The 19,781-nt window shown below is 65.1% G+C and carries 22 protein-coding genes; 11 read left to right on the forward strand and 11 right to left on the reverse strand.

Annotated features, from left to right (window positions below):
• Both ACH107_RS05150 and ACH107_RS05155 read left to right on the forward strand, forming a co-directional pair.
• A partial coding sequence (locus tag ACH107_RS05150) for a M48 family metallopeptidase (protein ID WP_412504929.1) occupies positions 1 to 544 on the forward strand: 544 nt, incomplete at its 5' end.
• A 43-nt stretch (positions 545 to 587) separates the two neighbouring features.
• Positions 588 to 1,238, forward strand: coding sequence for a GntR family transcriptional regulator (locus ACH107_RS05155; RefSeq protein ID WP_310692232.1), 651 nt, complete (start codon positions 588 to 590; stop codon positions 1,236 to 1,238).
• Here ACH107_RS05155 and ACH107_RS05160 read toward each other — a convergent pair whose 3' ends face one another.
• The 11 genes from ACH107_RS05160 to mdh form a co-directional block, all read right to left on the reverse strand.
• Complete coding sequence (locus ACH107_RS05160) at positions 1,239 to 1,856, reverse strand: TerB family tellurite resistance protein (protein WP_412504930.1); 618 nt, start codon at positions 1,854 to 1,856, stop codon at positions 1,239 to 1,241.
• A gap of 187 nt (positions 1,857 to 2,043) precedes the next feature.
• Positions 2,044 to 3,432 (reverse strand): dihydrolipoyl dehydrogenase, encoded by a 1,389-nt coding sequence (lpdA, locus tag ACH107_RS05165; protein ID WP_412504931.1) that lies wholly within the window; start codon positions 3,430 to 3,432, stop codon positions 2,044 to 2,046.
• Positions 3,433 to 3,472: 40 nt separating this feature from the next.
• On the reverse strand, positions 3,473 to 3,862 hold the full coding sequence (locus ACH107_RS05170; protein ID WP_412504932.1) for an MAPEG family protein: 390 nt from the start codon (positions 3,860 to 3,862) through the stop codon (positions 3,473 to 3,475).
• Positions 3,859 to 4,350, reverse strand: a complete 492-nt coding sequence (locus ACH107_RS05175; protein WP_412504933.1) for a hypothetical protein — start codon at positions 4,348 to 4,350, stop codon at positions 3,859 to 3,861. Before ACH107_RS05175 ends, ACH107_RS05170 begins: the two co-directional genes overlap by 4 nt.
• Positions 4,351 to 4,528: 178 nt before the next feature.
• Positions 4,529 to 4,735, reverse strand: coding sequence for a hypothetical protein (locus ACH107_RS05180; RefSeq protein WP_412504934.1), 207 nt, complete (start codon positions 4,733 to 4,735; stop codon positions 4,529 to 4,531).
• Positions 4,732 to 4,992 (reverse strand): BrnT family toxin, encoded by a 261-nt coding sequence (locus ACH107_RS05185; RefSeq protein ID WP_412504935.1) that lies wholly within the window; start codon positions 4,990 to 4,992, stop codon positions 4,732 to 4,734. The genes ACH107_RS05180 and ACH107_RS05185 overlap by 4 nt, the downstream gene beginning before the upstream one ends.
• Positions 4,989 to 6,509: a 2-oxoglutarate dehydrogenase complex dihydrolipoyllysine-residue succinyltransferase gene (gene odhB, locus ACH107_RS05190; RefSeq protein WP_412504936.1), complete on the reverse strand. Its 1,521-nt coding sequence runs from the start codon at positions 6,507 to 6,509 to the stop codon at positions 4,989 to 4,991. Before odhB ends, ACH107_RS05185 begins: the two co-directional genes overlap by 4 nt.
• A gap of 4 nt (positions 6,510 to 6,513) precedes the next feature.
• The gene (locus ACH107_RS05195) at positions 6,514 to 9,477 is read right to left on the reverse strand and encodes a 2-oxoglutarate dehydrogenase E1 component (RefSeq protein ID WP_310690815.1); all 2,964 of its coding nucleotides are present in this window, start codon (positions 9,475 to 9,477) and stop codon (positions 6,514 to 6,516) included.
• 201 nt (positions 9,478 to 9,678) lie between these two features.
• Positions 9,679 to 10,566: a succinate--CoA ligase subunit alpha gene (gene sucD, locus ACH107_RS05200; protein ID WP_412504937.1), complete on the reverse strand. Its 888-nt coding sequence runs from the start codon at positions 10,564 to 10,566 to the stop codon at positions 9,679 to 9,681.
• Positions 10,567 to 10,570: 4 nt separating this feature from the next.
• A complete protein-coding gene (gene sucC, locus ACH107_RS05205; RefSeq protein WP_310690817.1) occupies positions 10,571 to 11,764 on the reverse strand; it encodes an ADP-forming succinate--CoA ligase subunit beta in 1,194 nt (397 codons plus the stop codon).
• A 276-nt stretch (positions 11,765 to 12,040) separates the two neighbouring features.
• Entirely contained in the window at positions 12,041 to 13,003 is a 963-nt protein-coding gene (mdh, locus tag ACH107_RS05210) for a malate dehydrogenase (RefSeq protein ID WP_412504938.1), read from the reverse strand.
• A 202-nt stretch (positions 13,004 to 13,205) separates the two neighbouring features.
• Here mdh and ACH107_RS05215 point away from each other — a divergent pair, with 202 nt between their 5' ends.
• The 9 genes from ACH107_RS05215 to ACH107_RS05255 all read left to right on the forward strand — a co-directional run bounded on the left by ACH107_RS05215 (position 13,206) and on the right by ACH107_RS05255 (position 19,761).
• Positions 13,206 to 13,961: a sulfite exporter TauE/SafE family protein gene (locus tag ACH107_RS05215; protein WP_310690819.1), complete on the forward strand. Its 756-nt coding sequence runs from the start codon at positions 13,206 to 13,208 to the stop codon at positions 13,959 to 13,961.
• 87 nt (positions 13,962 to 14,048) lie between these two features.
• Entirely contained in the window at positions 14,049 to 14,897 is an 849-nt protein-coding gene (locus ACH107_RS05220; protein WP_412504939.1) for an HpcH/HpaI aldolase/citrate lyase family protein, read from the forward strand.
• Positions 14,894 to 15,439 carry an NnrU family protein gene (locus ACH107_RS05225; protein ID WP_412504940.1) on the forward strand — a complete coding sequence of 182 codons (546 nt, stop codon included), beginning with the start codon at positions 14,894 to 14,896 and terminating at the stop codon, positions 15,437 to 15,439. Before ACH107_RS05220 ends, ACH107_RS05225 begins: the two co-directional genes overlap by 4 nt.
• 4 nt (positions 15,440 to 15,443) lie before the next feature.
• On the forward strand, positions 15,444 to 15,647 hold the full coding sequence (locus ACH107_RS05230) for a DUF1737 domain-containing protein (RefSeq protein WP_412504941.1): 204 nt from the start codon (positions 15,444 to 15,446) through the stop codon (positions 15,645 to 15,647).
• Positions 15,644 to 16,675: a MaoC family dehydratase gene (locus ACH107_RS05235; protein WP_310690823.1), complete on the forward strand. Its 1,032-nt coding sequence runs from the start codon at positions 15,644 to 15,646 to the stop codon at positions 16,673 to 16,675. Before ACH107_RS05230 ends, ACH107_RS05235 begins: the two co-directional genes overlap by 4 nt.
• A gap of 216 nt (positions 16,676 to 16,891) precedes the next feature.
• Entirely contained in the window at positions 16,892 to 17,275 is a 384-nt protein-coding gene (gene sdhC / locus ACH107_RS05240) for a succinate dehydrogenase, cytochrome b556 subunit (protein WP_310690824.1), read from the forward strand.
• 10 nt (positions 17,276 to 17,285) lie between these two features.
• On the forward strand, positions 17,286 to 17,657 hold the full coding sequence (sdhD, locus tag ACH107_RS05245; protein WP_412504942.1) for a succinate dehydrogenase, hydrophobic membrane anchor protein: 372 nt from the start codon (positions 17,286 to 17,288) through the stop codon (positions 17,655 to 17,657).
• Positions 17,658 to 17,674: 17 nt separating this feature from the next.
• On the forward strand, positions 17,675 to 19,480 hold the full coding sequence (sdhA, locus tag ACH107_RS05250; protein ID WP_412504943.1) for a succinate dehydrogenase flavoprotein subunit: 1,806 nt from the start codon (positions 17,675 to 17,677) through the stop codon (positions 19,478 to 19,480).
• Positions 19,480 to 19,761, forward strand: a complete 282-nt coding sequence (locus ACH107_RS05255) for a hypothetical protein (protein WP_412504944.1) — start codon at positions 19,480 to 19,482, stop codon at positions 19,759 to 19,761. The genes sdhA and ACH107_RS05255 overlap by 1 nt, the downstream gene beginning before the upstream one ends.
• Positions 19,762 to 19,781 lie beyond the last annotated feature (20 nt).

Consider the following 19,781-nt stretch of genomic DNA (forward strand, 5'->3'; position numbering starts at 1 on the left):
CCGCGCCTTCGTGCAGGACCGGGCGGGCTGGCTGCGCGCGCAACTGGCCAGTGTCGTCCCCGAACAGCGCCCGGCCTTCGGGCAGGCACTGCCCTACCGCGGTGAGTCGCTGATCCTTGCGCCGGGCACGGGGCGCGGCGTGCTGCAGGACGGCGAGAGGCTGCTTGCCCCGCCGGATGCCGACCGGCTGGGCCCGCGGCTGGCGGGGTTTTTCAAGACCCGCGCGCGGGACGCGCTGGTCGCGGCCTGTGATCGGCATGCCGCTGCGTTGGGCCGCGATTACGGCCGGATCACCCTGCGCGACACGCGCTCGCGCTGGGGGTCCTGTTCGCCCCGCGGGGATCTGATGTTTTCTTGGCGTCTGATCATGGCACCTGACGCGGTGTTGGACTATGTCGCGGCCCACGAGGTGGCGCATCTGGCGCATATGGACCATTCACCGGCCTTCTGGGCGGTGGTGGACCGGCTCTTTCCCGGCCACGCCGGCCCCCGGCGGTGGCTGCGAGACGAGGGCGCGTCGCTGCACCGTATCCGTTTCGAGTAACGGGGCCGGTTGACCGCATCCGGATTTGTGATCACATGGGCGCATGCTCATTCACTCCAAGGCCACCGAACCCACCGGCGCCGCCCATGACAGGGTCTACCGGGCGCTGCGGTTGCGCATCCTGCATGGCGAGATGCACCCGGGCCAGCACCTGACCCTGCGCGGCATCGGCAAGGATTTCGGCGTCTCTATGACTCCCGCGCGCGAGGCGGTGCGCCGTCTGGTGGCCGAAGGCGCGCTGTCGCTGTCCTCTTCGGGGCGGGTCTTCACGCCCGAGTTGTCGAACGAACGGATCGAGGAACTGGCCGCCCTGCGGGCCCTGCTGGAGCCGGAACTGGCCAGCCGCGCCCTGCCGCGGGCCCATCTGGCGCTGATCGAGCGGCTGGAAGAGATCAACCACCGTGTCCGGCAGATGATCGCCCGGCACGATGCCAGCGGTTACATTCGCCTCAACCTCGAGTTCCATCGCACACTATACCTGCGGTCGCAGGCCCCGGCCATGCTGGCCATCGCCGAGACCGTCTGGCTGCAACTGGGCCCGACCATGTCCAAGCTCTATGGCCAGCTGCGCCGGACCGAACCACCGCATAACCACAAGCTGATCCTGGCCGCGCTCAAGGCCGGGGATGAACCCGGCCTGCGCCTGGCCGTGCGCAGCGATGCCACGCAGGGCCTGCGGATGCTCAAGGTCTGATCAGACCGCGCGGGCGTCCTCGTTCAGGGTCGCGGAGACCGTTTCAAGGGCGTCGCGAAAGTCTGCCCCACCGATGCGCAACCGGTGCGCGATCTGACTGACCCGCCGGTAGGCCCCGGGGCGGATCTGACCATCGGCCACGGCAAGGCGCAGCGCGGATTCCAGAACGATCCGGCTCTCGGCCTCGGTCAGGCCCGCGCCCAGGGCATCAACGTCGGCGATATGCGCCTGCACCTGCTCGATCATGTCGCGCACCCGGCTCGGCGCGTAGGCCCGCCCGGTCAGACGCGCCAGGATTGCCGCGATACGGCTGATCGCGCGGTCATCCATATTGCCATCGGAAATCGCGACATGGGTCATCGCCGCCAGCGCATTGAGCGCCAGCGCGTCCGAGACCCTGCGCTGCCGCCGCTTGCGGCCTGTGCGGATCCGCCAAGCCAGCAGTGCGACAAGGCCGCCGAGGCCGACAAGGACCGGCCCCGTGTGATCGACGATGACAGCCCGCGCAAGGGGGGCAGGCCCTTGCGCCCAGAGGTCAGCGAGGCCCGCCTCGGCCGGGGGCGCCAGAGCCAGCACTAGGGCCAAGGCGGGGAAAAAACGGACGATGGCTGCTGGCATAGGTCTTTCCCCGCTTCGCACACAACGTCCAAACAGATGAACCCCCATTGGGGCAGGTTTTTGGCCCCGAGGCGGCGATTTGTGGGGCCGATGCGCCCCGGCTGCAAGAGCAGGGCAGGGGACTGTGCGGCAAAGGAAAAAGGGCCCCGGCACACGGCGGAGCCCCGTTGGCGCGCGACAGCCAGCCCTAGCTGTGGATCGGCCCGTCGCCGCAGGCCAGGGCCGCCTCGCGCACGGCTTCGGAGTATGTCGGATGGGCGTGGCTGGTGCGTGCCAGGTCCTCGGCCGCCGCGCCGAATTCCATGGCCACGCAGACCTCGTGGATCAGGTCGCCCGCCATGGGGCCGATGATGTGGCAGCCCAGGATGCGGTCGGTTTCCGTGTCGGCCAGGATCTTGACGAAGCCGTCGGCGGCGAAATTCGCCTTGGCCCGGCCATTGCCCATGAAGTTAAACTTGCCGACCTTGTAGGCGCGGCCGGCCTCCTTGAGTTGTGCCTCGGTCTGCCCGACGTTGGCCACCTCGGGGTGGGTGTAGATCACGCCCGGCACAAGGTTGTAGTCCACGTGCCCGACCTGGCCGGCGAGGGTCTCGGCGCAGGCCATGCCGTCATCCTCGGCCTTGTGGGCCAGCATGGGCCCGGCGATGGCATCGCCGATGGCATAGATGCCCGAGACGTTCGTGGCGAAATGCGCGTCGGTCTTGATTTGGCCGCGATCGCTCATCTCGACGCCCAACGCCTCCAGCCCCAGCCCGTCAGTATAGGGCTTGCGGCCCGTGGCGACCAGAACGGTATCGGCGTCCAGCATATGCTCGCTGTCGTCCTTGCGCAGCTTGTAAGTCACCTTGGCCTTGGTCTTGAGCGTCTCGACCCCCTGCACGGCGGCGCCCATGATGAAGTCCATCCCCTGCTTCTTCAGCAGTTTCTGAAACGCCTTCTGCACCTCGGCGTCCATGCCCGGTGTGATGGTGTCGAGGTATTCGATCACCGTCACCTCGGCGCCAAGTCGCTGGTAGACGCTGCCAAGTTCCAGCCCGATGACACCGGCGCCGATCACCACCAGTTTCTTTGGTGGCTTCTTGAGGCTCAGCGCCCCGGTCGAGGAGACCACGGTGTCCTCGTCGATCTCGACACCGGGCAGGCTGGCCACGTCGGAGCCGCTGGCGATGATGATGTTCTTGGCCTCATGGGTGTCGTCGCCGACCTTGACCTTGCCGGCCTCGGGGATCGACCCCCAGCCCTTGAGCCAGTCGATCTTGTTCTTCTTGAACAGGTATTCGATGCCCTGGGTGTTCTGGCCGATGGTCTTTTCCTTGTAGGCCATCATCTGAGTCCAGTCGACGGAGGGGCTTTTGCCCTTCAGGCCCATCTCGGTAAAGTTGTGCTCGGCCTCGTGCAGCATGTGCGTGGCATGCAGCAGCGCCTTTGACGGGATGCAGCCCACGTTCAGGCAGGTGCCGCCCAGCGTCTCGCGCCCCTCGACCACAGCCGTTTTCAGGCCCAGTTGCGCACAGCGGATCGCGCAGACATAGCCGCCGGGGCCGGAGCCGATGATTATGACGTCATAGGATGCCATGAGGGGTGTTCCTTTGTTATTGGTGCGGGCTGCGCCGCGATCAGATCAAGGCTGCCAGAAGCAGCGCAATGGTTGCAAGAAAACCCAAGGCCCAGATGAGGCTGCGCCACGGGACCCAGCCCAGCAGATAGGCGGGCACGTAAAGGACGCGCGCCGCCAGGTAGACCCAGGCGCAGGCCGCGGTGAAAGCGGTGCTCTGGTCGGCGAGGGTTATCACCAGAACCGCAGGCGTAAAGAGGGCAAGACTCTCAAAATGGTTATTCAGCGCCCGCTGCGCGCGGCCCGCCGTGCCGGTCAGCTGACGCGGCACGTCGCGGGGCGAGGCGGCATAGTCACTGCCCACCTGTTTCTGCGCAAGGGCCGAGTAAAGCACGAACTGCACGGCCTGCAGCAGAACGGCGAGGGTGAGGGCGAGGAGTTCGGGGGTCATTTAAGTTGCGCGGTGTATCGTGTTTCTTCTTTAGCGCCAAATTCTACTGCTGCCACCCAACAGAAGAAATAAACGCCCAAAAACGGTGGGAAAACTAAAGAGACGAGGATGCAAAGACCAAGGAAAAGAAGGGGTTGGCGCACGAACGAATCCAATAAGCCCAGTTTTTCGAGGGTTGTGATATGAATATTCCAAAGATAAGCAAGTAACATCAGGGTAGATGCAATTAATTTTGCGAATGCCGGTGTGTTCTCCTGCCGTTCTTTTTCAAGCTCACAATCTTTGGGTGACAACTCGACTTTCGGTTGGTGTTCCGGGTTGGGCTGGCCACCCAGTCTATCCGATACCAACCAACCGATTATCCCTCCTACTGGACCAAAAACCCAAGCCGCGTTCATACCGCCACCGAATGCTACAATACCCATTGAAGACCCGGCGAAGGCACCCAGTCCTATGCCGGCAATTGCCAACGATGTCGAGCTTTTCATGTCGGTCTTCCTGATTAGTGGGACCACCTAACATGGCGCGCTCCCTTTTTCATTTTTGACAAGACAGTTCGATATTACAAATCCATCAACAGCCGCCGCGGGTCTTCCAGGGCCTCTTTCACGCGCACCCGGAAGGTCACCGCGCCCGTGCCGTTGAAAGGTCGATACACTCGCGCTCTCACTTCACCACCTCAAGTGTTTCGCGCGCCTGCGCAATGGCTTCCTCCACGGAGCGGCCCTCGTCGTGGGCCTCGACGATCCGTTCCAGCACCGCGCGCAGGCGGGCGGCCTCGCCGGGGGCGGCGGGGCGGGCGCGGTTGAAGAACTCCGCGTCGAGGGGCGGGTTCTCGTCGAAGTCTTCGGGTGGCTTGGGACGTATGCTCATGGAAGTTCCCTCCGATTAGCCCTGCGCAGCGAAATTACGCGGATACGGTCGCCCCGCCAAGCGTAGACATGAACGTGGTATCTGCCGCCGATCTTGCCAAGGGCCTGCATCCGTGTCTCGCCATAGTCATAGCGGGTGTCCTCCGCCTCGATTGCCGTGCGCCAGTCGAACCCGGTGACAGCCTCGAACGGGACGCCGTGTTTGGCCATGTTCTGTTCGGCCTTTGCGGCGTCCCATTCATAATCCGGATCGCTCACAAATCCATCAGCAGCCGCCGCGGGTCTTCGAGGGCTTCCTTGACGCGCACCAGGAAGGTCACGGCGCCCTTGCCGTCGACGATGCGGTGGTCGTAGGACAGCGCCAGGTACATCATCGGGCGGATTTCCACCTGGCCCTTCACGGCCATGGGCCGCTCCTGGATCTTGTGCATCCCCAGGATACCCGATTGCGGCGGGTTGAGGATGGGCGAGGACATGAGCGAGCCGTAGACCCCGCCGTTGGAAATGGTGAAGGACCCGCCCTGCATGTCGCCCATGCCCAGCTTGCCGTCGCGGGCCTTGGTGCCCAGGTCGGCGATCTCCTGCTCGATGGCGGCAAAGCTCTTCAGGTGTGCGTCGCGCAGCACCGGCACGACCAGCCCGTTGGGCGTGCCCACGGCGACGCCCATGTGCACGTAGTCCTTGTAGACGACGTGATCGCCGTCGATCTCGGCGTTGACGTCGGGCACCTCGCGCAGGGCATGGCAGCAGGCCTTCACGAAGAACGACATGAAGCCCAGCTTCACGCCGTGTTTCTTCAGGAACAGGTCCTTGTATTCGTTGCGCAGGTCCATGACGGGGCCCATGTCGGCCTCGTTGTAGGTGGTCAGCATCGCCGCGGTGTCCTGCGCCTCTTTCAGGCGGCGGGCGATGGTCTGGCGCAGGCGGGTCATCTTGACCCGTTCCTCGCGGCTGGCGTCGTCGGCGGGGACCGGCGCGCGGGCCGGGGCCTTGGCGGCGGGCGCCTCCTGCGCCTTGGGCTCGGACAGGGCCTTGAGCACGTCCTCTTTCATGACGCGGCCGTCCTTGCCGGTGCCCTTGACGTCGGCGAGGTCGTTCTCGGCCATCATCTTGCGGGCCGAGGGGGCGTTCTCGACATCCTTGCCGGTGCTGCTTTCAGACCCGGTGGCGGCGGGGGCCGACTCCTGTTCCTTGGGCGCGCTGTCTTTTGGGGCGGCGTCCCCCTGGGTGGACATCACGGCCAGCTTGCCGCCGGCCTCAACGGTGCTGCCCTCCTCGGCCAGCACCTGCGTCAGGACACCGGCGGCGGGGGCGGGTACCTCGACCGAGACCTTGTCGGTCTCCAGTTCGCAGAGCATCTCGTCGGCGTCGAAGGCCTCGCCCGGGTTCTTGAACCAGGTCGAGACGGTCGCCTCGGTGACGCTCTCGCCCAGGGTGGGCACCATGACGTCCATCTCGCCGCCGCCCGACTCGGGCGCCTCTTGCGCGGCCTCGGGTGCGGCATCGTCCTTGGCCGCCGGGGTCTCCTCGGTCTGGGTGCCGCCCTCGCTGATCTGGGCCAGCAGCGCATCGACGCCCACAGTCTCGCCCTCGCCGGCGACGATCTCGGACAGGGTTCCGGCGGCGGGCGCGGGCACCTCGACCGTCACCTTGTCGGTCTCCAGCTCGCAGAGCATCTCGTCGGCGGCGACATTGTCGCCGGGCTTCTTGAACCATGTGGCCACCGTGGCTTCGGTGACGCTTTCGCCCAGGGTGGGAACACGGACTTCGGTCATTGGATCATTTCCCTTCGATGGTCAGCGCGTCGTTCACGAGCGCCTCTTGTTCGGACTTGTGGCGCGAGGCGAGGCCCGTGGCGGGCGACGCGGCGGCGGGGCGGCCCGCGTAGACCGGGCGGGTGTGCCTGGCCTTGATGCGGGTCAGGACCCATTCGAGGTTGGGTTCCATGAAGAGCCAGGCCCCCTGGTTCTTGGGTTCCTCCTGGCACCAGACCATGTCGGCGTTGGGAAAGCGCTGAAGCTCTTTCACCGCCGACTGGGCCGGGAAGGGGTAGAACTGCTCGAACCGCATCAGGTAGACATCGTCGATGCCGCGGTGATCGCGTTCTTCCAGCAGGTCGTAGTAGACCTTGCCCGAACACATGACAACGCGCTTGATCTTGTCATCCGCCACGAGCTTGGTGTCCGACACGCCGTATTGCGCATCGTCCCAGAGGACGCGGTGGAAACTGCTGCCTGTCTGGAACTCCTTGGCGGTGCTGACGGCCAGCTTGTGGCGCAGCAGGGATTTCGGGGTCATCAGGATCAGCGGCTTGCGATAGGTGCGGTGCAACTGCCGGCGCAGGATATGGAAGTAGTTGGCCGGCGTGGTGCAGTTGGCCACGATCCAGTTGTCGCCGCCGCACATCTGCAGGAAGCGTTCGAGCCGGGCCGAACTGTGCTCGGGGCCCTGGCCCTCCCAGCCGTGGGGCAGCAGACAGACCAGGCCCGACATGCGCAGCCACTTGCTCTCGCCCGAACTGATGAACTGGTCGAACATGATCTGCGCCCCGTTGGCGAAATCGCCGAACTGCGCCTCCCACAGGGTCAGCGCATTGGGCTCGGCCAGCGAATAGCCATACTCGAAGCCCAGCACCGCGTATTCCGACAACATCGAGTCGATGGCCTCATAGCGGGCCTGCCCCTCGCGGATGTGGTTGAGCGGCAAGTAGCGGTCCTCGGTCTCCTGGCTGACCAGGGCCGAATGCCGCTGGCTGAAGGTGCCGCGCGTGCTGTCCTGCCCGGACAACCGGACCGGGTACCCCTCAACCATCAGGCTGCCGAAGGCCAGTGCCTCGGCGGTGGCCCAGTCGAAGCCTTCGCCGGTGTCGAACATCTTGCGCTTGGTCTCGAGCAGGCGCGCCACCGTCTTGTGGGTCGTGAAATCCTCGGGCGCCGTGGTCAGGGCGCGTCCAATCTCGTCGAAGGTCGCTTTCTTGATCGCCGTTTCGCCGCGCTGGTAATTCTCGTCCTTCTGGTCCATTTCGGACCACTTGCCATCCAGCCAGTCGGCCTTGTTGGGCCGATAGTCCTTGCCGGCCTCGAACTCGTCGCTCAGGTAGCTCTGGAACTTGGTCTTCTGCTCGTCGATCTCCCCTTCGGGGATCAGCCCGTCCTTGACCAGCCGATCGGTGTACAGGGTCAGCGTGGTCTTCTGCTGCTTGATCTTCTTGTACATGATCGGGTTGGTGAACATCGGCTCGTCGCCCTCATTGTGACCGAAGCGGCGATAGCAGATGATGTCGATGACCACGTCCTTGTGGAATTTCTGGCGGAATTCCGTGGCGACCTTGGCGGCATGAACCACGGCCTCGGGGTCGTCCCCGTTCACATGGAAGATCGGCGCCTCGACCATCAGCGCGATGTCCGTGGGATAGGGCGACGAGCGCGAGAAATGCGGCGCGGTGGTAAAGCCGATCTGGTTGTTCACGACAAGGTGCATGGTGCCGCCCGTCCGATGGCCGCGCAGACCCGAAAGGCCAAAGCCTTCGGCCACGACGCCCTGGCCCGCGAAGGCTGCGTCGCCGTGCAGCAGGATGCCCATGACGGCCGTGCGGTCGGTGTCGTTCAACTGGTCCTGCTTGGCACGTACCTTGCCCAGGACAACCGGGTTCACGGCCTCGAGGTGCGAGGGGTTCGCGGTCAGCGACAGGTGCACCGAATTGCCGTCGAATTCCCGGTCCGAAGAGGCCCCGAGATGGTATTTCACGTCGCCCGATCCGTCCACGTCCTCGGGCTTGAAGCTGCCGCCCTGGAATTCGTGGAAGATGGCGCGGTAAGGCTTGGCCATGACGTTGGCCAGGATGTTCAGCCGGCCGCGGTGCGGCATGCCGATCACGATGTCCTTGAGCCCCAGGCTGCCGCCGCGCTTGATGATCTGTTCCATGGCCGGGATCAGGCTTTCGGCCCCGTCCAGGCCGAACCGCTTGGTGCCCATGTACTTGACGTGCAGGAATTTCTCGAAGCCCTCGGCCTGGACCATCTTGTTGAGGATCGCCTTGCGGCCGTTCTGGGTAAAGGCGATCTCCTTGCCCAGCCCCTCGATCCGTTCCTTCAGCCAGCTCGACTGCTCGGGGTCGGAAATGTGCATGTATTGCAGGGCGAAGGTGCCGCAATAGGTGCGCTGGACGATGGCCAGGATCTCGCGCATCGAGGCCACTTCCAGCCCCAGCACGTTGTCGATGAAGATGGGCCGGTCCATATCCTTGTCCTCGAACCCGTAGGATTTGGGGTCGAGTTCCGGATGCGGGGTCTGGTCGCGCATGCCCAGCGGGTCGAGATCGGCCACAAGGTGTCCGCGGATGCGGTAGGCCCGGATGATCATCAGCGCGCGGATGCTGTCGAGCACTGCATGGCGGACCTGCTCTTCGGACAGGCCGACGCCCTTTTCCTCGGCCTTGGCCTTGATCTTGTCCCCGGCGGCCTTGGCCTCCTTGGGGTCGGCGGGCCACTGTCCGTCCAGTGCCGCGGTCAGGTCGTCATTGGGCTGCGGCGGCCAATCGGGGCGCGACCAGCTGGGGCCCGCGGCCTCGGCCTTGGCGTCGGCCGGTGTGTCGCCCAGGGCCTTGAAGAACGCGCGCCAGCTTTCGTCGACGGCGCCCGGGTTGGCGGCGTATTTGGCGTAGAGCTGTTCGATGTATTCCGCATTGTGCCCCTGCATGAAGCTGGAGGCATGGAAGACGTCGTTGGGGGATTGGTCGGTCATGGCGCGACTACCTTTTGATGCAGCAGGGGTTGGCGCCCCCCGATTGCGCAACGGGCCCGGGCGTGGCGGCCCGGGCCTGCGCGGCCAGAACGATCAGACCCAGACACAGGCACAACGCGACGAAAAGGGCCGAGGCAAGGGCCTCTTTCCGCGTCCGGGCCTGGTGTTTGTCAGGGTCTCTCATATCCTTGTCTTTCGGGTTCAGCCCTTCTTGATGGCTTCCATCACCGCTTCGCCGAGCGTGGCAGGGCTGTCCGCGACGACGATCCCGGCAGATTTCATCGCCTCGATCTTGCTTTCGGCGTCGCCCTTGCCGCCGGCGACGATGGCACCGGCATGGCCCATGCGGCGGCCCGGAGGTGCGGTGCGCCCGGCGATGAAGCCGGCGGTGGGCTTCCAGCGGCCCTTCTTCTTCTGTTCGGCCAGGAATTCGGCGGCGTCCTCCTCGGCCGAGCCGCCGATCTCGCCGATCATGATCATCGACTGGGTCTCGTCGTCGTTCAGGAACATGTCCAGCACGTCGATGTGTTCGGTTCCCTTGATCGGGTCGCCGCCGATGCCCACGGCGGTGGACTGGCCCAGTCCCATGTCCGAGGTCTGCTTGACCGCCTCATAGGTGAGCGTGCCCGAGCGCGAGACAACACCTACCGACCCGCGCTTGTGGATGTGGCCCGGCATGATGCCGATCTTGCAGGCGTCGGGCGTAATGACGCCGGGGCAGTTCGGCCCGACAAGGCGACTGCTGGAGCCCTCCAGCGCGCGCTGCACCTTGACCATGTCCTGCACCGGGATGCCTTCGGTGATGCAGACGATCAGTTCGATCCCGGCGTCGATCGCCTCGAGGATCGAGTCGGCGGCAAAAGGCGGCGGCACGTAGATGACGGAGGCATTGGCCTGCGTCTCGAACATCGCCTCGTGGACCGAGTTGAAGACCGGCAGGTCCAGGTGCGTGGTGCCGCCCTTGCCGGGGGTGACGCCGCCGACCATCCGCGTGCCATAGGCGACGGCCTGTTCGGTGTGGAAGGTGCCCTGCGACCCGGTCAGGCCCTGGCAGATCACTTTGGTGTTTTCGTCGATGAGGATTGCCATCGGGTTAGCCTTTCACTGCCTTGACGATTTTCTGCGCGCCGTCTTTCAGGTCATCGGCGGCGATGACGTTGAGCCCGGAATTGCGGAGGATTTCCTTGCCCTTTTCGACATTGGTGCCCTCAAGGCGCACCACCAAGGGTACGGTCAGACCCACGTCCTTGACGGCCGCGACCACGCCCTCGGCGATGACGTCGCAGCGCATGATGCCGCCGAAGATGTTGACCAGGATGCCTTTGACGTTGTCATCCGAGGTGATGATCTTGAACGCCTCGGTGACCTTTTCCTTGGTCGCGCCGCCGCCCACGTCGAGGAAGTTGGCCGGTTCCGCGCCATAGAGCTTGATGATATCCATGGTCGCCATGGCCAGGCCCGCGCCGTTGACCATGCAGCCGATCTCGCCGTCGAGCGCGATATAGTTGAGGTCGTACTTGGAGGCTTCCAGTTCCTTGGAGTCCTCTTCGGTGGTGTCGCGCAGCTCGCCGATGTCGGACTGGCGGTAGATGGCGTTTCCGTCAAAGCCCATCTTGGCGTCCAGGCATTTCAGGTCGCCCTTGTCGGTCACGATCAGCGGGTTGATCTCCAGCTGTTCCATGTCCTTTTCGACGAACATCTTGTAGAGTGTGCCCATGAGCGCGACGCACTGCTTGACCTGCGGGCCTTCCAGCCCGAGGGCGAAGGCGATGCGGCGGCCGTGGAAGGGCTGATAGCCGGTGGCCGGGTCCACCGAGAAGGACAGGATTTTCTCGGGGGTGCTCTCGGCGACCTCCTCGATGTCGGTGCCGCCCTCGGTCGAGGCCACGAAGGACACGCGGCTGGTCACGCGATCGATCAGCAGGGCCAGGTAAAGCTCGGTTTCGATGCCCGAGCCATCCTCGATGTAGATGCGGTTGACCTGTTTGCCGATGGGGCCGGTCTGCTTGGTCACCAGGGTGCGGCCCAGCATCTTGCGCGCCTCGTCGGCGGCCTCTTCCACCGATTTGGCCAGGCGTACGCCGCCCGCCTCGCCGGCGCTGTCCTCCTTGAAGGACCCCTTGCCGCGGCCACCTGCGTGGATCTGTGCCTTGACCACCCAGAGCGGGCCGTCCAGTTCCCCCGCCTTGGTCTTGGCCTCTTCCGCCTTCAGGACAACACGCCCGTCGCTGACAGGCGCCCCGTAGGAGCGCAGCAGAGCCTTTGCCTGATATTCGTGGATGTTCATGGTTGTCCCTCGATCAGATGGATTTACCTGAGATCAAACATAGCGGACCAGGCGGCCAAAAGGACTATCTTTCTGATGGCCGGGAAAAAGCGACATTTGTGATCACACCTCATTTGCTGTGATCACAAAATTGGGTATACAACGGTATCCTGAAACTATGGCCCGGCGGGTTGCGACAGAATCACCCACACCGCCTGTGACGGTGCCGGGGTTTCGGCTGCGCAGCAAAAAGGGGCACCCGCAGGGGCACCCCTTCAAGGCTCTGTCCGGCGGGTCTCAGGCCAGGGACTCGTCGATGCCCTTGCAGGCGCTGACAAGGTCTTTGACCGCGTCGACCGAGTGGTTGAACATGGCCTGCTCGTCCTTGTTCATATTGATCTCGACCACGCGCTCGATGCCGCCCGCGCCGATCACGGTGGGTACGCCCACGTAGAAGCCGTTGAGCCCGTAGGCGCCGTCGACATGGGCCGCGCAGGGCAGCAGCCGCTTCTGGTCCTTGAGATAGGCCTCGGCCATCTCGATGGCGGCAGTCGCGGGCGCATAGAAGGCCGAGCCGGTCTTGAGCAGGCCGACGATCTCGGCCCCGCCGTCGCGGGTGCGCTGCACGATCGCGTCGAGCTGGTCCTGCGTGGTCCAGCCCATCTTTACGAGGTCGGGCAGGGGAATGCCGGCCACCGTGGAATAGCGCGTCAGCGGCACCATGGTGTCGCCGTGCCCGCCCAGCACGAAGGCGCTGACATCCTTCATAGAGACGTTGAATTCCTCGGCCAGGAAATGCCGGAAGCGGGCGCTGTCCAGCACCCCTGCCATGCCGCAGACCTTTTCGCGGGGCAGGCCCGAAAACTCGCGCAGCGCCCAGACCATGGCGTCCAGTGGGTTGGTGATGCAGATGACAAAGGCATCGGGGGCATGCTTGCCGATGCCCTCGCCGACGGCCTTCATGACCTTGAGGTTGATGCCAAGCAGGTCGTCACGGCTCATGCCCGGCTTGCGCGGCACGCCGGCGGTGACGATGCAGACATCGGCCCCGGCGATATCGGCATAGTCTTGTGTGCCCTTGAGCGTGGCGTCGAACCCTTCGGCAGGGCCGGACTCCGCAATGTCGAGGGCCTTGCCCTCGGGGGTGCCCTCGGCGATGTCGAAAAGCACAACGTCGCCGAGTTCCTTGATCGCCGCGAGATGGGCGAGCGTGCCGCCGATCTGACCGGCGCCGATAAGGGCAATTTTGGGTCTGGCCATGGTGAAGGGATCCTCTGTCCGTTCCGTGTATTGTGACCGCTTGGGTAGTCCTTTGCACACCGCCGCGCAAGCCTGACCGGGCAGGGTGCTGTTGCCGCGCGATTGTTTGCGCTAAAGCGGGCGCGCGGCGGCGCGACCCCGCGCCGGCAAACGCCCCGGCGGCGGCGCTGATTCCCGCAAAGGCCCGGAGGATGGACACGCGATGGAAGGACCCCTGTTCTGGACACTGGCGCTGCTGGCCGCGGTCAGCGTGGGGCTCAGCAAGGGTGGCCTGCCCGCGGTCGCGATGCTGTCGGTGCCGCTGCTGTCGCTGGTCATCAATCCGGTGACGGCCGCCGGGCTAATGCTGCCCGTCTTCATCGTGTCCGATGTCTTCGGGGTCTGGGCCTATCGCCATGCCTTCGACCGGCGCGTCCTGGCCATCGGCGTAGTGGGGCTGACCATCGGAACCGGGATTGGCTGGGCCACCGCAGAAATCGTGCCCGAATGGATGGTGCGGCTGATCATCGGCGGGATCGGCGCGAGTTTCGCCGCCAGCCGTTTGCTGGGTCGCGGGCGCGATACCCCCGCCCGCCCCGCGAACAAGGCGTCCGGACTGTTCTGGACCTCGGTGTCCGGCTTCACCAGTTTCGTGAGCCATTCCGGCGCCCCGCCCTGGCAGGTCTGGGTGTTGCCGATGCGCCTGTCCAAGCTGGCCTTTGCCGGCACCACGACGATCGCCTTTGCCTATGTCAACGCGCTCAAGCTGGTACCCTATGCTGCCCTGGGCCAGTTGGGCCTGGATAACCTGCGCGTCGCCGCGATGCTGACCCCGGCAGCGGTCTTGGCGGTCTTTGTGGGGTTCCGGCTGGTAAGGGTTCTGCCCGAGGCGCTGTTCTTCCGCTTCGTGACCTGGGCGCTTCTGGGCATTTCCATCAAGCTGATCTGGGACGGTCTGAGCGGTGGCCTTGCGGGGTAGGTCTTGCTGCAATGCCGCATTTTCGGCTTGCATGATCGCAACGAATGTGGCCCTTTCCGCGCAATATTGTTACCTGGAGGCCAGACCATGACCCGACCTCACCGCTCGGCCCTGTATATTCCCGGCTCCAAGGCTCGTGCGCTGGACAAGGCCCGCGAGCTGGCGGCCGATGTGATCCTCTTCGATCTTGAGGATGCCGTCGCCCCGGACGAGAAGCCCGCCGCCCGCGCCACGCTGGCCGAGGAACTGGGCAAGGGCGGCTATGGGCCCCGGCTGCGCGTGGTACGGATCAACGCGCTGGACACCGACTGGGGGGCCGAGGATGCCCGCGCGGTGGCCGCGATGGAGTGTGACGCGGTGCTGCTGCCCAAGGTAAGCAGCCCCCAGGACATCGACGCCGTCGCAGCCTTGGTGCCGAACACGCCGGTCTGGGCCATGATTGAATCCCCGTCGGGCATCCTGAATGCCGCCGCCATCGCCGCGCATCCCGCGCTTGCGGGGTTCGTGATCGGCACAAATGACCTGGCCAAGGACCTGGGCACCCGCAGCACAGCCGACCGCGCCCCGCTCTGGACCGCGTTGCAGACCTGCGTTCTGGCGGCCCGTGCCCATGATGTCGTAGTGCTGGACGGGGTCTACAATGCCTTCAAGGATGACGAGGGCCTGCGCGCCGAATGCGAGCAGGGCCGCGATTTCGGCATGGACGGCAAGACCCTGATCCACCCGGCGCAACTGGAGATCGCCAATGCCGTCTTCGCCCCCACGGAAGCCGAGATCGAAACCGCCCGCCGCCAGATCGCGGCCTACGACGCGGCCATCGCCGAGGGGCAGGCGGTTGCCGTCGTGGACGGAAAGATCGTCGAGAACTTGCATGTCGAGACCGCCCGCGCGACCCTGGCCAAGGCAGAGGCAATCTCGGAACTGGAATCGGCATGACACTACTTATCCTTGGCATCCTTCTCTGGGTGGGCGCCCACCTTTTCAAACGCCTGGCACCGGAGCCGCGCGCCCGCATGGGCGACAAGGGCAAGGGCCTGGTGGCGCTGGTCCTTGTGGTCAGTCTGGTGCTGATGGTGATCGGCTATCGGGGCGCGGCGTTCGTCAACATCTGGTATCCGCCCAGTTTCATGGTGCACATCAACAACCTGTTGATGCTCATTGCCTTTTTCGTGTTCGGGCTGTCCGCCACCACCGGCGGCCTGCGGGGCAGACTGCGTCATCCGCAACTGCTCGCGGTCAAGATCTGGGCCGTGGCGCACCTGCTGGTCAACGGCGACCTGGCGTCGATCGTGCTCTTCGGGTCGATGCTGCTCTGGGCCGGGGCCGAGGTCGCGGTGATCAACCGGGCCGAGGCCTGGGACCGCCCCGCGCCGGGGGACCCCAAGCGCAATGTTCTGCTGGTCGTCATCACGGTCGTGGCCTTCACGGTGACCGCCGCCATCCACGCCTGGCTGGGCGTCTGGCCCTTCCCGCGGTGAGGCCATGACGCTTTACCGTTTCCTTACGGCCGATGATACACCGGCCTTTTGCCACAAGGTGTCCGAGGCCCTGTCCAAGGGATGGGAGCTCCATGGCGATCCGCAATACACCTATGACCAGGCCAACGGCGTGCTGCGCTGTGGCCAGGCAGTGACCAAGGAAATCGAGGGGGACTATCACCTCGACATGAAGCTGGGGCAGCAATGACGACCAAGACCAATCCGGGCCGCTTCTTCGAGGATTATACCCCGGGCCAAGTGATCGAGCACGCAGTGCCGCGCACCGTCGGGGCCGGGGAACGGGCGCTGTACCATGCGCTCTATCCGGCGCGGCAGGCGCTGTTTTCGTCCGATGCGTTCGCCCGTGCCTGCGGGCTGCCCGAAAGCCCGCTGGATGACCTGGCCGCCTTTCACGTCGTCTTTGGCAAGACCGTGCCTGACATTTCGCTCAACGCTGTTGCGAACCTGGGTTATGCCGAAGGGCGCTGGCTGCGGCCCGTCTATGCGGGTGACACGCTGCGCGCGTCCTCCGAGGTTATCGGCCTCAAGCAGAATTCCAACGGCAAGACCGGCGTGGTCTGGGTGCGCACCACCGGCAGCAACCAGCGCGGCGCGGCGGTGATGGACTACGTCCGTTGGGTCATGGTGCGCAAGCGCGACCCGGAGGCGCCCGCGCCCGAAACCATCGTGCCAGAGTTGAAGACCGCCTTGGCGGTCGAGGATCTGACGATCCCCGCGGGACTGGATTTCACGGGTTACGATTTCACGCTGGCCGGGGAGCCGCATCGCTGGGCCGACTACGCGGTGGGCGAGGTGATCGACCATGTGGACGGCGTCACCGTCGAAGAGGCCGAGCACATGATGGCCACGCGGCTGTGGCAGAATACCGCCAAGGTGCATTTTGACCTGACCACCCGCCCCGAGGGCCGGCTGATCTACGGCGGGCACGTGATCTCCATGGCGCGGGCCCTGTCCTTCAACGGGCTGGCCAATGCGCAGATGATCGTGGGGTTGAACGGCGGCGCGCATGCCAATCCATGTTTCGCGGGCGACACGATCAAGGCTTGGTCCGAGGTTCTGGACAAGGCCGAGACCGCTTCGCCGGGCGTTGGCGCGCTGCGCCTGCGGCTGGTGGCGACGAAGGACGGGCAGGTGGGCCACGCCCATGGCGAGGACGGCAGATACCTGCCGGGCGTGTTGCTGGATCTCGACTACTGGGCGCTTGTCCCGGTGTGAGGGGGGCGGTGACAGGACCTGCGTGCGTGATCACACGCCCAAGTCTAGTGATCACAAATGTGGAAAAATGCTGTCCTGCGGCAAGATTACCCCTAATGTCCCCTGTGCAAGCGCGTGACTCTTCTGCCAAGATGGCTACAAAGAGTTTGATATGCCATTGTATACCGTCGCCCGGCGGAGGGGCGCAATGAACCCGATGACAGAAGGGAGCCTTACATGGCCGACGTGAACCGCGGGAACCGCCCGCTTTCGCCTCACTTGCAGATCTACCGTCCGCAGTGGACCTCGATGACCTCGATCTTCGTGCGCATCACGGGCAATGCCCTGTTGATCTCGGCACTGCTCGTCGTCTGGTGGCTGGCCGCGCTGGCCCGCGGCCCCGAGGCCTATGCCCTCGCCAACGGCGTCCTGACCAGCTGGTTCGGCGACCTTGTCATGTTTCTCAGTGTCGGCGGGATCTGGTATCACCTGCTGGGTGGTCTGCGGCACCTGATCTGGGACAGCGGCCACATGCTTGATGTCGAGCGGTCCGAGATGTTCGGGCAGGGCATGGTGATCGTTGCCGTGCTCCTGACGATTTTCACCGCAGTTATCCTGTAAGGAGGGTCCGATGCGTTACATGACCGACCGCAAGCGCGCCGCGGGTCTTGGCACCGCCAAGTCGGGCACAGAGCACCACTGGAGCATGATGGTCACTTCGGTGGCCCTTCTCGGGCTCGTGCCGCTTTTCGTCTTCACGTTCGGGCGGGCGCTGGGCATGGGCTATGACGAGGCGCTGGCCTACTACGGCCGCCCCACGCCCGCGATCATCGGCATCCTGACACTGCTGGTGGGCTTCTATCACTTCAAGGGTGGTGTGCAGACTCTGATCGAGGACTACGTCCATGGTCTGGCCGGCAAGGCCCTGATCATCGGCATGACCTGCCTTTCCTACGCGGCGGCTGCGATCGGCGTTTTCGCCATCGTGCGCATTGCCCTTTGACCCGGGACGACTGAGACATGGCTGAATACGAATACGAAACACATGAATATGACGTGGTCGTGGTGGGCGCCGGCGGGGCCGGGTTGCGGGCCACGCTGGGCATGGCCGAACAGGGGCTGCGCACCGCCTGCATTTCCAAGGTGTTCCCGACCCGCTCGCACACCGTGGCCGCACAGGGCGGCATCGCCGCGTCGCTGTCGAACATGGGGCCGGACCACTGGCAGTGGCACATGTACGACACGGTGAAGGGCTCGGACTGGCTGGGCGACACCGACGCCATGGAATACCTCGCCAAGGAGGCGCCCAAGGCCGTCTACGAGCTGGAGCACTACGGCGTGCCCTTCAGCCGCACCGAAGAGGGCACGATCTACCAGCGCCCCTTTGGCGGCCATACGACCGAGTTCGGCGAGGGTCCCCCGGTGCAGCGCACCTGTGCCGCTGCCGACCGCACCGGCCACGCCATCCTGCACACGCTTTACGGCCAGTCGCTCAAGCAGAAGGCCGAATTCTACATCGAGTATTTCGCTATCGATCTGCTGATGTCCGAGGACGGCCAGTGCGAGGGCGTGCTGTGCTGGAAACTGGACGACGGCACCATGCATGTCTTCGCCGCCAAGATGGTCGTGCTGGCCACCGGCGGCTATGGCCGGGCCTATTTCAGCGCCACCAGCGCCCACACCTGCACCGGCGACGGGGGTGGCATGGTGGCCCGTGCGGGCCTGCCGCTTCAGGACATGGAATTCGTGCAGTTCCACCCCACCGGCATCTATGGCGCCGGCTGCCTGATCACCGAGGGCGCACGGGGTGAGGGCGGCTATCTGACCAACTCCGAGGGCGAGCGCTTCATGGAACGCTATGCCCCCAACTACAAGGACCTGGCGCCGCGCGACTACGTCAGCCGTTGCATGACCATGGAGATCCGAGAAGGGCGGGGTGTCGGGCCCAAGGGCGACCACATCCACCTGAACCTGAACCACCTGCCCGCCGAGGCGCTGAACCTGCGCCTGCCGGGCATCTCGGAAAGCGCCAAGATCTTTGCCGGGGTGGATGTCACCAAGGAGCCGATCCCGGTGCTGCCGACGGTGCATTACAACATGGGGGGCATCCCCACCAATTACTTCGGCGAGGTGCTCAACCCCACCGACAAGGAGCCCAACGCAGTGGTACCGGGCCTGATGGCCGTGGGCGAAGCGGGCTGTGCCTCGGTCCACGGGGCCAACCGGCTGGGGTCGAACTCGTTGATCGACCTTGTGGTCTTCGGGCGTGCCGCGGCGATCCGCGCGGGCGATGTGGTGGACCGCGACAGCGCCGTGCCGACGCCGAGGAAAGCCGAGATCGACAAGGCCTTCGACCGCTTCGACAGCCTGCGTCACGCCGATGGCGGCACTCCGACCGCCGAACTGCGCCTCGAGATGCAGCAGACCATGCAGGAGGACGCCGCCGTCTTCCGCGCCAGCGACACGCTCAAGAACGGCGTCGAAAAGATGACTGCGGTGGCCACGAAGATGGCGGATATCAAGGTGACCGACCGCAGCCTTGTCTGGAACAGTGACCTGATGGAAACGCTGGAGCTGACCAACCTGATGCCCAATGCGCTGGCGACCGTCTGCGGCGCCGAGGCGCGCACCGAAAGCCGAGGCGCCCATGCCCATGAGGATCATGGCGAGCGCGACGACAAGACCTGGCGCGTCCACACCATCGCGCGGGTCGCCGACGAGAAGGTCGATCTGTCCTATCGCCCGGTGATCGAGTCGCCCCTGACCGAAGAGAAGGCGGGCGGCATCAACCTCAAGAAGATCGCGCCGAAGGAACGGACCTTCTGATGCTGCGCCACGCGCCCGTCATGCTGGCCCTGGCGGCCTGCGCCCCGCAGCCGATCAGCCCGGACCGGGCGGCGGAAATCTGCGAGGAACGGGCGCGCGCCGCGCAGGGGCCGACAGGCCGGGTGAGCATCGGGGCCAATAGCAACGACGGCCCCTTTGCCGGGGCGCAAATCGGGGTGACGGCCGATTACGTGGTCGGGCGTGAGCCGGTCGAGGTCTATCGCCAATGCGTCTATTCCCGCACCGGCGCGGCCCCGATCCGACCGCCACGCCTGCGCTGAAGACCAAGGAGTGAGAAGAG

Source organism: Roseovarius halophilus (ex Wu et al. 2025) (assembly GCF_047086965.1).